At 73.6% G+C, this 13,173-nt stretch carries 14 protein-coding genes; 2 read left to right on the top strand and 12 right to left on the bottom strand.

The window, feature by feature from the left end:
• Positions 1–10: 10 nt before the first annotated feature.
• The 4 genes from ACI79D_RS14430 to dusB all read right to left on the bottom strand — a co-directional run bounded on the left by ACI79D_RS14430 (position 11) and on the right by dusB (position 5,248).
• On the bottom strand, positions 11–640 hold the full coding sequence (locus ACI79D_RS14430) for a YdcF family protein (RefSeq protein WP_456919110.1): 630 nt from the start codon (positions 638–640) through the stop codon (positions 11–13).
• A 134-nt stretch (positions 641–774) separates the two neighbouring features.
• Complete coding sequence (ppdK, locus tag ACI79D_RS14425; RefSeq protein WP_456919109.1) at positions 775–3,483, bottom strand: pyruvate, phosphate dikinase; 2,709 nt, start codon at positions 3,481–3,483, stop codon at positions 775–777.
• Between the two features lie 155 nt (positions 3,484–3,638).
• The gene (locus tag ACI79D_RS14420; protein WP_456919108.1) at positions 3,639–4,085 is read right to left on the bottom strand and encodes a hypothetical protein; all 447 of its coding nucleotides are present in this window, start codon (positions 4,083–4,085) and stop codon (positions 3,639–3,641) included.
• Between the two features lie 5 nt (positions 4,086–4,090).
• Positions 4,091–5,248, bottom strand: coding sequence for a tRNA dihydrouridine synthase DusB (dusB, locus tag ACI79D_RS14415; RefSeq protein WP_456919107.1), 1,158 nt, complete (start codon positions 5,246–5,248; stop codon positions 4,091–4,093).
• A gap of 119 nt (positions 5,249–5,367) precedes the next feature.
• On the opposite strand from dusB, the gene ACI79D_RS14410 reads away from it, so the two are divergent.
• Entirely contained in the window at positions 5,368–5,937 is a 570-nt protein-coding gene (locus tag ACI79D_RS14410) for a DinB family protein (protein WP_456919106.1), read from the top strand.
• A 68-nt stretch (positions 5,938–6,005) separates the two neighbouring features.
• Here the strand turns inward: ACI79D_RS14410 and ACI79D_RS14405 are convergent, their stop codons facing one another.
• From ACI79D_RS14405 to era, 5 genes are all read right to left on the bottom strand, one after another.
• Complete coding sequence (locus ACI79D_RS14405; RefSeq protein ID WP_456919105.1) at positions 6,006–7,409, bottom strand: glycine--tRNA ligase; 1,404 nt, start codon at positions 7,407–7,409, stop codon at positions 6,006–6,008.
• A 124-nt stretch (positions 7,410–7,533) separates the two neighbouring features.
• Entirely contained in the window at positions 7,534–7,830 is a 297-nt protein-coding gene (locus ACI79D_RS14400; protein ID WP_456919104.1) for an antibiotic biosynthesis monooxygenase family protein, read from the bottom strand.
• A 9-nt stretch (positions 7,831–7,839) separates the two neighbouring features.
• Positions 7,840–8,619 carry an isoprenyl transferase gene (locus ACI79D_RS14395; RefSeq protein WP_456919103.1) on the bottom strand — a complete coding sequence of 260 codons (780 nt, stop codon included), beginning with the start codon at positions 8,617–8,619 and terminating at the stop codon, positions 7,840–7,842.
• Positions 8,616–9,398: a DNA repair protein RecO gene (gene recO / locus ACI79D_RS14390; RefSeq protein WP_456919102.1), complete on the bottom strand. Its 783-nt coding sequence runs from the start codon at positions 9,396–9,398 to the stop codon at positions 8,616–8,618. The genes ACI79D_RS14395 and recO overlap by 4 nt, the downstream gene beginning before the upstream one ends.
• Positions 9,398–10,312: a GTPase Era gene (gene era, locus ACI79D_RS14385; RefSeq protein ID WP_456919101.1), complete on the bottom strand. Its 915-nt coding sequence runs from the start codon at positions 10,310–10,312 to the stop codon at positions 9,398–9,400. Before era ends, recO begins: the two co-directional genes overlap by 1 nt.
• Positions 10,313–10,429: 117 nt before the next feature.
• Between era and ACI79D_RS14380 the strand changes: the two genes are divergently transcribed.
• The gene (locus ACI79D_RS14380; RefSeq protein ID WP_456919100.1) at positions 10,430–10,984 is read left to right on the top strand and encodes a hypothetical protein; all 555 of its coding nucleotides are present in this window, start codon (positions 10,430–10,432) and stop codon (positions 10,982–10,984) included.
• On the opposite strand, the gene ACI79D_RS14375 is transcribed toward ACI79D_RS14380, so the two are convergent.
• Genes ACI79D_RS14375 through ybeY form a run of 3 tightly spaced genes read right to left on the bottom strand, consistent with a single transcriptional unit; the run spans position 10,981 to position 13,172 of the window.
• Positions 10,981–11,325: a cytidine deaminase gene (locus ACI79D_RS14375; RefSeq protein WP_456919099.1), complete on the bottom strand. Its 345-nt coding sequence runs from the start codon at positions 11,323–11,325 to the stop codon at positions 10,981–10,983. The genes ACI79D_RS14380 and ACI79D_RS14375 overlap by 4 nt on opposite strands.
• Positions 11,326–11,331: 6 nt before the next feature.
• Entirely contained in the window at positions 11,332–12,672 is a 1,341-nt protein-coding gene (locus ACI79D_RS14370; RefSeq protein WP_456919098.1) for a hemolysin family protein, read from the bottom strand.
• Positions 12,669–13,172, bottom strand: a complete 504-nt coding sequence (gene ybeY / locus ACI79D_RS14365) for an rRNA maturation RNase YbeY (protein ID WP_456919097.1) — start codon at positions 13,170–13,172, stop codon at positions 12,669–12,671. Before ybeY ends, ACI79D_RS14370 begins: the two co-directional genes overlap by 4 nt.
• Position 13,173: the final 1 nt, after the last annotated feature.

Raw genomic sequence — 13,173 nt, 5'->3', positions numbered from 1 at the left:
CCTCCCCCGCTCAGCCGATCCCGGGCGCGCCGGCGACGCTCTCGCCGGTCGCGCGGTAGAGCAGGTACGCCGCCGTCTCCCGGAGGATGTAGCGGAACTGCGTGGTGCGGGTCTGCACGGCCGGCCCCTGCCGGGTCGGCGAGCTCTCCGCCTCCATGCCGGCGTCCTCGGCCATCCGCTCGGCGCGCATGGCGTGCCACGGGTCGGTCACCAGGACCGCCGAGCTCCAGCCGTGCTCGTCGAACGCCGTGCCGACCGCCCGCATGCTCTCCAGCGTGTCCACGCCCTCCTGCACCGGGAGCAGCGCGTCGCGCGGGACGCCTTCGCCGGCCAGGTAGTCCGCTCCGGCCTCGGCCTCGGTGAACTGGTCACCGGCTGCCTTGCCGCCGACGGTCACGATCACCGGCGCCACGCCGTCCTCGTACAGCTGCAGGGCGTGCTCCAGCCGGGCCTCGAAGATCGACGACGGGACGCCGTTGTACTGGGCCGAGCCGAGCACCACGATCGCGTCCGACGCCGGCCGGGCGTCCTGCCGCGCGGTGTACCAGATCGCCGTCGCGGTGGAGACGACGAGCAGGAAGAACGCGAGCACGAGGGCACCGACCACCCGGCCGATCAGGCTCCCTGCGCGCACCCCCACGCGTCATGGGTACCACGCGGGGCTGTCCGGATGAGGCGGATGGGGACGGTGTGCCCGACCACCGCGCCGGCCGGCCCCGGTGCAGGGGCCCACCGCCTGACCGCGCGAGGCGTGGGGGGCACCGGGGTCCTCTCTCAGGAGCCGACGTGCTCGGCCCCCAGCGCGGCGCGGCCGGCCTCCAGCCGGGCCACCGGCACCCGGAATGGCGAGCAGGACACGTAGTCCAGCCCGACCTGGTGGAAGAAGTGCACCGAGTCCGGGTCGCCGCCGTGCTCGCCGCAGACCCCGAGCTTGAGGTCCGGGCGGCCGGCGCGGCCCCGCTCGACGGCGATCTCCACCAGCCGGCCCACGCCCGGCCGGTCGATCGACTCGAACGGCGAGACGCCGAAGATCCCCTTGTCCAGGTACGCGTGGAAGAACGCCGCCTCGACGTCGTCCCGGGAGAAGCCCCAGGTCATCTGGGTGAGGTCGTTGGTGCCGAAGGAGAAGAACTCCGCGGACCGCGCGATCTCCTCCGCGGTCAGCGCCGCGCGCGGCACCTCGATCATCGTGCCGATCAGCGGGCGGAGGTCGATCCCGTGCTCCGCGCAGACCTCGGCGACCACCCGCTCGGTCTCCTCGCGGATCGCCTCCAGCTCCTGCACCGCGCCGACCAGCGGGATCATGATCTCCGGGCGCGGGTCGCCGCCGGCCTTCACGCGTTCGCAGGCGGCCACGACGATCGCCCGCACCTGCATGGCGAACAGCCCCGGCACGACCAGCCCCAGGCGCACGCCGCGCAGGCCCAGCATCGGGTTCTCCTCGTGCATCCGCCGCACCGCGGCCAGCAGCCGCAGCTGGCCCTCGTCGTGGTGCCCCTCGGCCTCGGCCACCGCCACCCGCACGGAGAGGTCGGTGAGGTCGGGGAGGAACTCGTGCAGCGGCGGGTCGAGCAGCCGGATGGTCACCGGCAGGCCGTCCATCGCCTCGAGGATCTCGACGAAGTCCCCCTTCTGCAGCGGCTCCAGCGCGTCGAGCGCCGCCTGCCGGTCGTCGTCCCCCTCGGCGAGGATCAGCTTCTCCACCAGCTGCCGCCGGTCGCCGAGGAACATGTGCTCGGTCCGGCACAGGCCGATGCCGTGCGCTCCGAAGCGCCGCGCTCGCGCGGAGTCCTCCGGGGTGTCGGCGTTGGTCCGCACGTCCATCCGCCGGCGCGAGTCGGCGTGCGCGAGCACCCGGTGCACGGCCCGCACCAGGTCGTCGGCCTCGGCCGACGCCGGGTCGATCTCGCCCTCGAAGTACCGGACGGCGGACGACGGCTCGACCGGCACCTCACCGAGCCACACCCGGCCGGTCGACCCGTCGATCGAGATGACGTCGCCCTCGTCGACCACGGTGCCGTCGGGCGCGGTGAACCGCCTGGCCTTGGTGTCGACCTGCAGCTCCTCGGCGCCGCAGACGCAGGTCTTGCCCATCCCCCGGGCGACGACGGCGGCGTGCGAGGTCTTGCCGCCGCGGCTGGTGAGCACGCCCTGGGCGGCGATCATCCCGGACAGGTCGTCGGGGTTGGTCTCCCGCCGGACCAGCACCACCGCCTCACCGCGGCCGGCCCACTCGACGGCGGTCTCGGAGGAGAAGACGGCCCTGCCGACCGCGGCGCCGGGCGAGGCGTTCATGCCCTGGGTGAGCTGCTGCGCGTCCCCGCCGGAGACGAACCGCGGGAACATCAGCTGCGCGAGCTGGTCGCCCGTGACCCGGCGGACCGCCTCGTCCATGTCGATGAGGCCCTCGTCGACCAGCTGGGTCGCGATGCGGAACGCCGCGGCCGCGGTCCGCTTGCCGACGCGGGTCTGCAGCATCCACAGCTTGTTGCGCTCGACGGTGAACTCGATGTCGCACAGGTCGCGGTAGTGGGCCTCGAGCGTGGCCATGACGTCGAGCAGCTCCCGGTAGGCGCCCTCGTCGATCCGCTCCAGCTCGGTCAGCGGCACGGTGTTGCGGATGCCGGCCACGACGTCCTCGCCCTGGGCGTTCTGCAGGTAGTCGCCGTAGACGCCCTGCTCCCCGCTGCCGGGGTCGCGGGTGAAGGCGACGCCGGTGCCGGAGTCCATGCCCAGGTTGCCGAAGACCATGGCGACGACGTTGACCGCGGTGCCGGCGTCCCCGGGGATGCGCTCGCGGCGGCGGTAGAGGATCGCCCGCTCGGCGTTCCAGGAGTCGAAGACGGCGGTGATGGCCAGGTCCAGCTGCTCGCGCGGGTCCTGCGGGAAGTCCCGGCCGGCGTACTCGCGGACGATCGCGTCGTACCGGCGGACGACGTCCTGCAGGTGCCCGGCGTCGAGGTCCAGGTCGAGGTCGGTGCCCTGCGCGCGCTTGACCTCGTCGAGGGCCTCGTCGAAGTGCTCGCCGTCGATGCCCAGCACCGTCTTGCCGAACATCTGGATCAGCCGGCGGTAGGAGTCCCAGGCGAAGCGCTCGCTGCCCGACTGCGCGGCCAGCCCGCGGACCGACTCGTCGTTGAGGCCCACGTTGAGGACGGTCTCCATCATCCCCGGCATCGACGCCGCCGCTCCCGAGCGGACCGAGACCAGCAGCGGGTCGGCCGGGTCGCCGAGGGTCTTGCCCATCGCCTTCTCCAGCGCCGTCAGGTGCTCGGTCACCTGGTCGGCGAGCTCCGGCGGGGTGCTCCCGTGCTGCAGGTAGTGGCGGCAGGCGTCGGTGGTGATGGTGAACCCGGGGGGCACGGGCAGCCCCAGGTTGGTCATCTCGGCGAGGTTGGCGCCCTTGCCGCCGAGCAGGTCCTTCTGGTCCTTGCTGCCCTGGCTGAAGTCGTAGACCCAGGTCGCCTGCCCGGTTCCGCCCACCGCGCACCTCCGCGCTCGTCCGTCGGCCGCCCCTCCGCCCGGAGCAGACGTCTGATACGTCTTTCGCAGGGGTGATCGTGTCCGATGCCGGAGAGGCACGCCAGACCGACGGGCGGCGGCCGCCTCAGCGCGAGGGGCCGGGAGCGGTGCGAGCGTCAGCCGGCGGAGGTGCCGCAGACGCGGGCGCCGTCCTCGCTGACGACCGTCAGCGTCGAGGTGCTGCCGTCGGCCCACTGCACGTCGACCCGCTGCACCGGCTCGCCGTCCTGCTCGCCCTCGGTGGTGCCGGCGACCTCGCCGCGCCCGCCGGCCGCGTAGACGCCGGGGACCGCGTCGGGGGTGAGCCGGGCGCGCTCGACGTCGCAGAGCAGGCCGTAGGCGGTCTCGAGGTCGTCCGCGGCCAGGGCGTCCAGGAAGACGCCGGTGACCTGGCGCGCCTGCTCCTCCGGGCTGCCCTTGACCAGCGGCAACCCGAGCGCCATCGCCACCGCGACCAGCACGGTGCCGCCGAGGATCGCCAGGATCAGGCCGCGCGCCGACCGCGGGGTGCCGGTGTGCAGCGGCGCCGGGTCGTCGTCGTAGAGATAGGGGCCCTCTGTCATGGCGCTCAACCGCCGCTCACGTTCAGCTCGGCCCCCGCCGGCGGCCGGGGGTCGTCGCGGTCGTCGAGCCAGCCCTGCGGCAGCGCGACCGGACGCGGCGGGCTGGTGCGCCCGCGCGGACCGCCGAGCACCGCCGTCGGGTAGGGCTGGTCGGGGATGCCGGCCAGCAGCCCGCCCAGCTCGTCGAGGGAGCTCACCATCGCCAGCGCCCGGCGGACGTCGGAGCCGACGGAGAAGCCCTTGAGGTACCAGGCGACGTGCTTGCGGAAGTCGGTGCAGCCGTGCAGCTCGCCCTGCTCCTCGGACAGCAGCTCGGCGTGCCGGACCATCACCGCGGCGACCTCGCGGAGGGACGGCAGCGCGCGCCGGGCCTGCCCCGCGAAGGCCGCGGCCAGGTCGCCGAACAGCCACGGCCGGCCCAGGCACCCCCGGCCGATCACCACTCCGGCGCACCCGGTCTCGGCGACCATGCGCAGCGCGTCGTCGGCCTCCCAGATGTCGCCGTTGCCGAGCACCGGGATGTCGACGGCCTCGACCAGCCGGGCGATCGGCGCCCAGTCGGCGGTGCCGCTGTAGAGCTGGTCGGCGGTGCGCCCGTGCAGGGTGATCGCCGCGGCGCCCTCGTCCTGGGCGATCCGCCCGGCGTCGAGGTAGGTGACGTGGTCGGCGTCGATGCCGATGCGCGTCTTGACGGTGACCGGCACGTCGCCGGCCGCCCGGACGGCGGCCCGCACGATGTCGCGGAAGAGCACCCGCCGCCACGGCAGCGCCGACCCGCCGCCCTTGCGGGTCACCTTGGGCACCGGGCAGCCGAAGTTGAGGTCGACGTGCGCCGGACGGGTGCCGGCCACGCCCTCGTCCACGAGCATCTCGACCGCCCGGCCGACGGTGGCCGGGTCGACGCCGTAGAGCTGCACGGAGAAGGCGTCCTTCTCGTCGGGCGTCGCCCGGACCATCTGCAGCGTCTTCTCGTTGCGCTCCACCAGCGCCCGCGTGGTGATCATCTCGCAGACGTAGAGCCCGGCCCCGAACTCGCGGCACAGCGTGCGGAACGCCGGGTTGGTGATGCCGGCCATCGGCGCGAGCACGACGGCGGGGTCGACGGTGAGGGCACCCAGCTGCAGCGGAGCAGTCCGCGCCACCGGCTCCAGGGTGCTCGTCACGTCCCCAGGGTAGGCGGCGACGCGCGTCACTCCAGCAGTCAGCCACGGTGTCGGGTCCGGGGCGGCCGGGATCCGGCATGCGGACAGGATCTGACCGCATCCCTCCCTAGCGTGCGGTCATGGACCCGACACGGACGACGGTGGACTGGCCGCATGAACTGCTCGAGCAACTGGACTGGCACTGGCGCACCCAGCTGCGGCCGCGGCTGGACGGGCTGACCGACGACGAGTACCGCTGGGAGCCGGTCCACGGAGCGTGGAACGTGCGGCCGCGCGGCACGTCCCCCGCCCCGATCGCCGCCGGCCGGGGCGACTTCACCATCGACTTCGCGTTCCCCGAGCCCGACCCCGCACCGGTCACCACCATCGCGTGGCGGCTCGGGCACGTGGTGGTCGGCGTTCTGGGCATGCGCGCTGCCGCCCACTTCGGCGCCCCGCCGACGGACTACGAGAGCCACGAGTACCCGGGCGACGCGGCCACGGCGCTCGCCCAGCTGGACGCGGCCTGTGCCGCATGGACGACGGGCGTCCGGGAGCTGGGCGAGGAGGGGCTGCACCGGCCGTGTGGCGCCGCCGAGGGCCCGTACGCCGACGCGCCGATGGCCACGCTCGTCCTGCACATCAACCGGGAGGTACTGCACCACGGCGCCGAGATCGCACTGCTGCGCGACCTCTACCGCTGGCGCTGAGCGAGGTGCGGTGCACGTCCGCCGCCCCTCCTGTCGGTTTCCATGGGAACCGACAGGAGGGGCGGGGTTCAGCAGACGGGCAGCCGGGCCTTGAGGTAGCCCTCGACCTGGTCCAGCGAGATGCGCTCCTGGCTCATCGAGTCCCGCTCGCGGACGGTCACCGCGTCGTCCTCGAGGGTGTCGAAGTCGACGGTGAGGCAGAACGGCGTCCCGATCTCGTCCTGCCGGCGGTACCGGCGGCCGATGGCACCGGCGTCGTCGAAGTCGACGTTCCAGCTCTGCCGGAGCTTGGCGGCCAGGTCCCGCGCCTTCGGTGAGAGGTCGGCGTTGCGCGACAGCGGCAGGACGGCGGCCTTGACCGGCGCCAGCCGCGGGTCCAGCCGCAGCACCGTGCGGGTGTCGACGCCGCCCTTGGCGTTGGGCGCCTCGTCCTCGGTGTAGGCCTCGATGAGGAAGGCCATCAGCGAGCGGGTCAGGCCGGCCGCGGGCTCGATGACGTACGGCGTCCAGCGGGTGTTCGTGCCCTGGTCGAAGTACGTGAGGTCGGCGCCGGAGTGCTCCGAGTGCGTCTTCAGGTCGAAGTCGGTGCGGTTGGCGATGCCCTCCAGCTCACCCCACTCCGAGCCCTGGAAGCCGAAGCGGTACTCGATGTCGACGGTGCGGGTCGAGTAGTGCGACAGCTTCTCCTTCGGGTGCTCGTAGTGCCGCAGGTTGTCGCGGGCGATGCCGAGGTCGGTGTACCAGCGGGTGCGCTCGTCGATCCAGTACTGGTGCCACTGCTCGTCGGTGCCCGGCTCGACGAAGAACTCCATCTCCATCTGCTCGAACTCGCGGGTGCGGAAGATGAAGTTGCCCGGGGTGATCTCGTTGCGGAACGACTTGCCGATCTGGCCGATGCCGAACGGCGGCTTCTTCCGTGCCGCGCCCATCACGTTGGCGAAGTTGACGAAGATGCCCTGCGCGGTCTCCGGCCGCAGGTAGTGCAGGCCGGACTCGTCCTCGACCGGGCCGAGGTAGGTCTTGAGCATCATGTTGAAGTCGCGCGGCTCGGTCCACGCGCCCTTCGTGCCGCAGTTCGGGCAGGTGATGTCGGCCAGGCCGTTCTCCGGCGTCCGGCCCTTGCGCGCCTCGAACTCCTCCTCCAGGTGGTCGGCGCGGAACCGCTTGTGGCAGTTCTGGCACTCGGTCAGCGGGTCGGTGAAGACGCCGACGTGACCGGAGGCCACCCAGGTCTGACGGGGCAGGATGACCGAGGAGTCCAGGCCGACGATGTCGTCGCGGCTCTGGACGACGGTGCGCCACCACTGCCGCTTGATGTTCTCCTTGAGCTCGACGCCCAGGGGCCCGTAGTCCCAGGCGGAGCGGGTGCCGCCGTAGATCTCACCCGACGGGAAGACGAAGCCCCGTCGCTTGCAGAGGTTCACCACCTTGTCGAGGCGGGCGGGGTCGTGCTTGGCGGTGCTCTCGCTCACGGCGGGGGGCTCCATCCGGCTGGCGGTCGGCGGGTTGACCCGTCCACGGTAGTTGCCCGCTCCGGGCGGGCCGGTGGCGCACCGGCAGCGCCTCCCCACGTCGGGGGTGCTCGGGCCGGCCGCCTCAGGCCGGGGAGGCGGCGTCCCCGCCCGGCAGGTAGACCCCGGGCTCGTCGAGGGCGTGCACCCACACCGGGGCGCCGGCGATCTTCACCTCGGCCGCCGACAGCGCCCGGCGGTAGGAGCCGACGCCGTCCCAGCGGGTCACCAGCGCCCACAGCCCCGGGTCGTCGGCGGACCGGCCGAGCTCGCCGTCCCGGAAGCCGGGCCGCGCGGCGAGGGCGGCCAGCAGCGCCTCGACGTCGGCGGCCAGGGCGCCGGCATCGCCTCCCGACACCCGCAGGCGGGTCACCGCGAACACGCCGGCCCCCTACGCGGACCCGAAGCGGCGCTGCCGCGAGGCGTACTCCTCGCACGCGGCCCACAGGTGCCGGCGGTCGAAGTCCGGCCAGAGGGTGTCGAGGAAGACGAACTCGGCGTAGGCCGACTGCCACAACAGGAAGTTGCTGGTGCGGTTCTCGCCGGAGCTGCGGACGAACAGGTCGACGTCGGGCATGTCGGGCTCGTCGAGGAAGCGGGCGACGGTCGCCTCGTCGACCTTGTCGGGGTCCAGCCGGCCGGCGGCGACCTCGCGGGCGATCGCTGCGGCCGCGTCGGCGATCTCGGCGCGGCCTCCGTAGTTGACGCACATCGTGAGCGTGAGGACGTCGTTGTCCTTCGTCAGCTCCTCGGCGACCTCCAGCTCCTTGATGACGCTGCGCCACAGCCGCGGACGGCGGCCGGCCCAGCGCACCCGGACGCCGAGCTCGTGCATCTCGTCGCGGCGCCGGCGGATGACGTCGCGGTTGAAGCCCATGAGGAAGCGGACCTCGTCGTGGCTGCGCCGCCAGTTCTCCGTGGAGAAGGCGTAGGCGCTGATCGCGCCGATGCCCAGCTCGATGGCGCCCTCGACGCAGTCGAACAGCGAGGACTCCCCCGCCTCGTGGCCGGCGGTGCGCGGCAGCCCGCGCTGCTTGGCCCAGCGGCCGTTGCCGTCCATCACGATCGCGACGTGCCGGGGCACCTTGTCGGCCGGCAGCTCCGGCGGGCGGGCCCCGGACGGGTGCGGGTTCGGGGCCTTGACCTCACGCCGCACGACCTCACGCCTCACAGCCCCAGGCTCACTTCCCGGCGGGGCGCCGACTCGCTCCGGTCCACCAGCGGCAGCGAGCGCAGCCCACGCTCGAGGTGCCACTGCAGCAGCGCGGCGACCAGGCCGCTGCCCTCGCGGCGGCTGGTGCCCTGGCTGGCCTCGGCGGTCGTCCAGTCCCCGGTCAGCAGGGCGTCGAGCAGCTCGATGGTCGCCGCGTTCGGCATCGCCGACCCCGCGGGCCGGCAGGGCGGGCAGACCATGCCCCCGGCGGGCACCGAGAAGTGCCGGTGCGGGCCCTCCTCCCCGCAGCGGGCGCAGCCGTCCAGCGCGGGCTCCCAGCCGGCCACCGACATGGCGCGCAGCAGGAAGGCGTCGAGCACCAGCCCGGCGGGGTGGGCGCGCTCGGCCAGCGACCGCAGCGCGCCGATGACCAGCAGGAACAGCCGCAGCGAGGGCTCCTTCTCCTCGGCGGTGAGCCGGTCGGCGGTCTCCAGCACCGCGGTGCCGGCGGTGTAGGCGGGGTAGTCGCCGGCGATCGGCTGGCCGTAGGAGCGGATCGTCTCGGCCTGGCTGACGATGTCGAGGTTCCGCCCGGTGTAGAGCTGCAGGTCCACGTGGGTGAACGGCTCCAGCCGGGCGCCGAACTTGCTCTTGGTGCGGCGCACGCCCTTGGCCACCGCCCGCACCTTGCCGTGCCGGCGGGTGAGCACCGTGACGATCCGGTCGGCCTCGCCCAGCTTCTGGGTGCGCAGGACGACGCCCTCGTCGCGGTAGAGCGCCTTCGGTGTGGTGGACATCAGTAGCCGAGCCTGTTCAGCTTCTTCGGGTCGTCCTGCCACTCGCCGAGCACGGTCACGTGCAGGTCGAGGTGCACGCGGGCGCCGAGCAGCGTCTCGATCCCGTGCCGCGCCTCGGTGCCGATCGCCTTGATGACCTCCCCGCCGCGGCCGAGCAGCATCGGCTTCTGACTGGGCCGCTCGCAGTGCAGCAGCGCGTGCACCTCGACCAGCTCGCCGTCCTGGCGCTTGGGGTCGGGCCGGCGGGTCATCTCCTCCACCGTGACGGCGAGGGAGTGCGGCACCTCCTGGAAGACCTTCTCCAGCGCGGCCTCGCGGACCAGCTCGGCGATCTGCCGCTCGACGTCCTCGTCGGTGGTCTGCTCCTCCGGGTAGAGCGGCGGGCCCTCGGGCAGCAGGCCGACCAGCAGGTCCTCCAGCAGCTCGACCTGGTCGCCTGCCACGGCGCTGACCGGGACGACCTCGGCGGCGTCGACGAGCGCGCTGGCGGCCACCAGCTGCTCGGCGACCTGCTTCTTCGAGGCGGCGTCGGTCTTCGTGACCACCACGACGACCGGGGCCTTCACCTCGCGCAGCTGCCGGGCGATGAACCGGTCCCCGTTGCCGACGGGCTGGTCGGCCGGCACGCAGAAGACCACGACGTCGACCTCGGACAGCGTGTCGCGGACGACGTCGTTGAGCCGGCGGCCGAGCAGGCTCTTGGGCTTGTGCAGGCCGGGGGTGTCGACCAGCACGAGCTGCCCGCCCGGCCGGTGGACGACGCCGCGGATCGCGTGCCGCGTAGTCTGCGGGCGGTTGCTGACGATGCCGACCTTCTCGCCGACCAGCGCGTTGGTGAGCGTGGTCTTGCCGGCGTTGGGGCGGCCCACCAGGCAGGCGAAGCCGCTGCGGTACGGCTGGTCCGGCGAGGTCACCCGTCCAGTCTCCCACCGCCGGACGACAGCCCCGGCCTGGCGTGGCCGACGTCGCGCGCCTGGGAGGATGCCCGTGTGGCGGGTCGGCGGAGACGGGAGCAGGACGAGCCGCCGGCGGTGCGGATCGGTCGGGAGCGCCAGCGGCATGCGTCGCAGGTCGCCGCGTACGGCTTCTTCCCCGGGCGTGGCGCGCGCCGCTCGGCCACGGTCGTCCCGGCGCCGCTGCGCTACTGGCAGTACTCCCCGGCCCGGCTGTGGCTCGTGGGAACGGTGGTCCTCGGGCTCGGCCTCTGGCTGGGGCTCGCCGCGTGGCGCGGTGGCGCCGCGGCGCTCGCCGGCGAGGTGCCGCTGGCCGTCGTCCTGGGGCTGGCCGTGCTGGTGCTGTCCACGACCCGGCTGACCGTCTCCGACGCCGGGCTCTCCTCCGACGTCGCCGGACTGCGGGCCACGTCGGTCCTGCACGTGGTCGCCCGCAGCGCCGTGCGGGAGGCCCGCCGCGGCGCCCCGCCGGCCGGCTGGCCCCGGGCGAAGCGCCGGGGCGGCTGGTGGCCGGGGCGCTCGCGGGTCGCCGTCCGGCACCTCGCGGCCGACGGCGCGACGGAGCAGGCCTTCACCGTGTGGGTGCGCGACCCCGAGGCGTTCGCCGCGGCCCTGGACGTGCCGCTGCGCTAGACCGTGGTGCGGACCGCGCCGTCCGGGCCGGCGAGGAACACCGGGGCCGACGGCGTGAGGTCGTGGACGGCGGCCAGCCCGGAGGACTCGACGGCGTCGGCGGCCGAGACGACCGCCGCGGCCTCGAGCCCCTCGACCCCGCTGGAGACGGCGGCGGCGACGGCGGCCTGCAGCGCGGAGAGCTCGAGTGACGGGAGCGCGACGCTGGCCGCCACGTAGGTGCGCCCGTCGGTGTCGCGGACGGCCGCGCCCTCGGCGGCACCGGTGCGGCCCCGGGCGGAGCGGGCGAGGGTGACGAGCTTGGCGTCCTCGGGCTGCAAGGGTGCGGAGGGCTGACTCACGAGGGGTCAGCTTTCCACGGCCGCCGGCACGTCCGCCCGGGTGGCCCCCGACTCCTCGGTCTCCTCGGCCTCCGGCTCGGGCGCGCGGCAGACCAGGATCGTGTCGATCCGGTTGCGCCGTCCGCCGGTGCTCTCGGCCACCAGCCGCAGCCCGGCGACCTCCGCCTCCGAGCCCTCGATCGGCACCCGGCCGAGCTCGCGGGCGAGCAGCCCGCCGACGGTCTCCACGTCGTCGTCCCGGGGCAGCTCGACGTGGAACAGCTCGGCGAGGTCCTCGACCGGCAGCCGCGCGGTGATCCGCACCGCCCCGTCGTCGAGCTGCTCGACCGGCGGCCGCTGGAACGCGTCGTGCTCGTCGGCGATCTCGCCGACGATCTCCTCGAGGATGTCCTCGATCGTGACCAGGCCGGCGAAGCCGCCGTACTCGTCGACGACGATCGCGATGTGGATGCGCTGGGCCTGCATGTCCCGCAGCAGCTCGTCCACCGGCTTGGACTCGGGCACGAACGTCGGCGGCCGCATGATCTCGTCGACCCGCGTGCCGTTCTTCGGGTCGTGGTGGCCCTGCGTCCGGCGGATGAGGTCCTTGAGGTAGACGACGCCGACGACGTCGTCGACGTTCTCGCCGATGACCGGCAGGCGGCTGAAGCCGCTGCGCATGGCCAGCGCGAGCGCCTGCCGGACGGTCTTGGTGCGCTCGATCCACACCACGTCGGTGCGCGGCACCATGACCTCGCGGGCGATGGTGTCGCCCAGCTCGAACACCGAGTGGATCATGTTGCGCTCGCCGGACTCCACGACGCCGCGCTCCTCGGCCATGTCGACCAGTTCCCGCAGCTCGACCTCGGAGGAGAACGGCCCGTCCCGGTAGCCGCGGCCGGGGGTGATCATGTTGCCGACGAGGATCAGCAGGGTCGCCACAGGCCCGAGCACCCGGCCCAGCAGCCGGACCACCCCGGCGCTGGCCAGGGCGACGCCGTAGGCGTGCTGGCGGCCGAGGGTGCGCGGCCCGACGCCGACGAGCACGTAGCTGACGACGGTCATGACGCCGGCCGCGGTGAGCACCGTCTGCCAGCCGCCGCCCCACAGCCGGTACAGCACGACGGTGCCCAGCACCGCGGCGACCATCTCGCAGGCGATCCGCAGCAGGAGCAGCAGCGCCACGTGGCGGGCCCGCTCGTCGACGACGTCGGCCAGCACCGCGGCCCGCTTGACGCCGTCGCGCCGCATCTCGTCGACCCGCGCCTTGGAGACCCGCTGCAGGGCGGCGTCGAGCGCGCCGAAGGTGCCCGCGAGCGGGATCAGGCAGACGGCGATCACCAGGAGGGTGATCTCGCCGGAGGTCATCGCTGGTCCGGCCCCCGGTCGACCGGGTCCCCGGTCACGGGCTCCCGGGGCGCGGAGCGCCAGCCCTCCAGCAGTTTGGACTGCAGGCCGAACATCTCCTTCTCCTCCTCGGGCTCCATGTGGTCGTAGCCCAGGATGTGGAGCACGCCGTGGGTGGCCAGCAGGATCAGCTCGTCGTCCATCGTGTGGCCGGCGGCGCGGGCCTGGCGGACGGCGACCTCGGGGCAGAGCACGACGTCCCCGAGCAGCGCCGGCCCCGGCTCGGGCTCGTCGGGACGGCCGGTGTCGAGCTCGTCCATGGGGAAGGCGAGGACGTCGGTCGGCCCCTTCTCCCCCATCCAACGCTCGTGCAGCGTGCTCATGTAGTCGGTGTCGACGCACAGCACCGACAGCTCGGCCATGGGGTTGACCCCCATCTCGGCGAGCACGTAGGTGCAGATCGCGGCCAGCGAGGACTCGTCGACGGCGATCTCGGACTCGTTGGCGACCTCGACGGGCATG

The sequence above is a fragment of the Geodermatophilus sp. SYSU D00708 genome (genome assembly GCF_054050115.1).
Note: the sequence above shows the minus strand (reverse complement) of the source record. Positions and strands in the feature narration are given on the sequence as shown.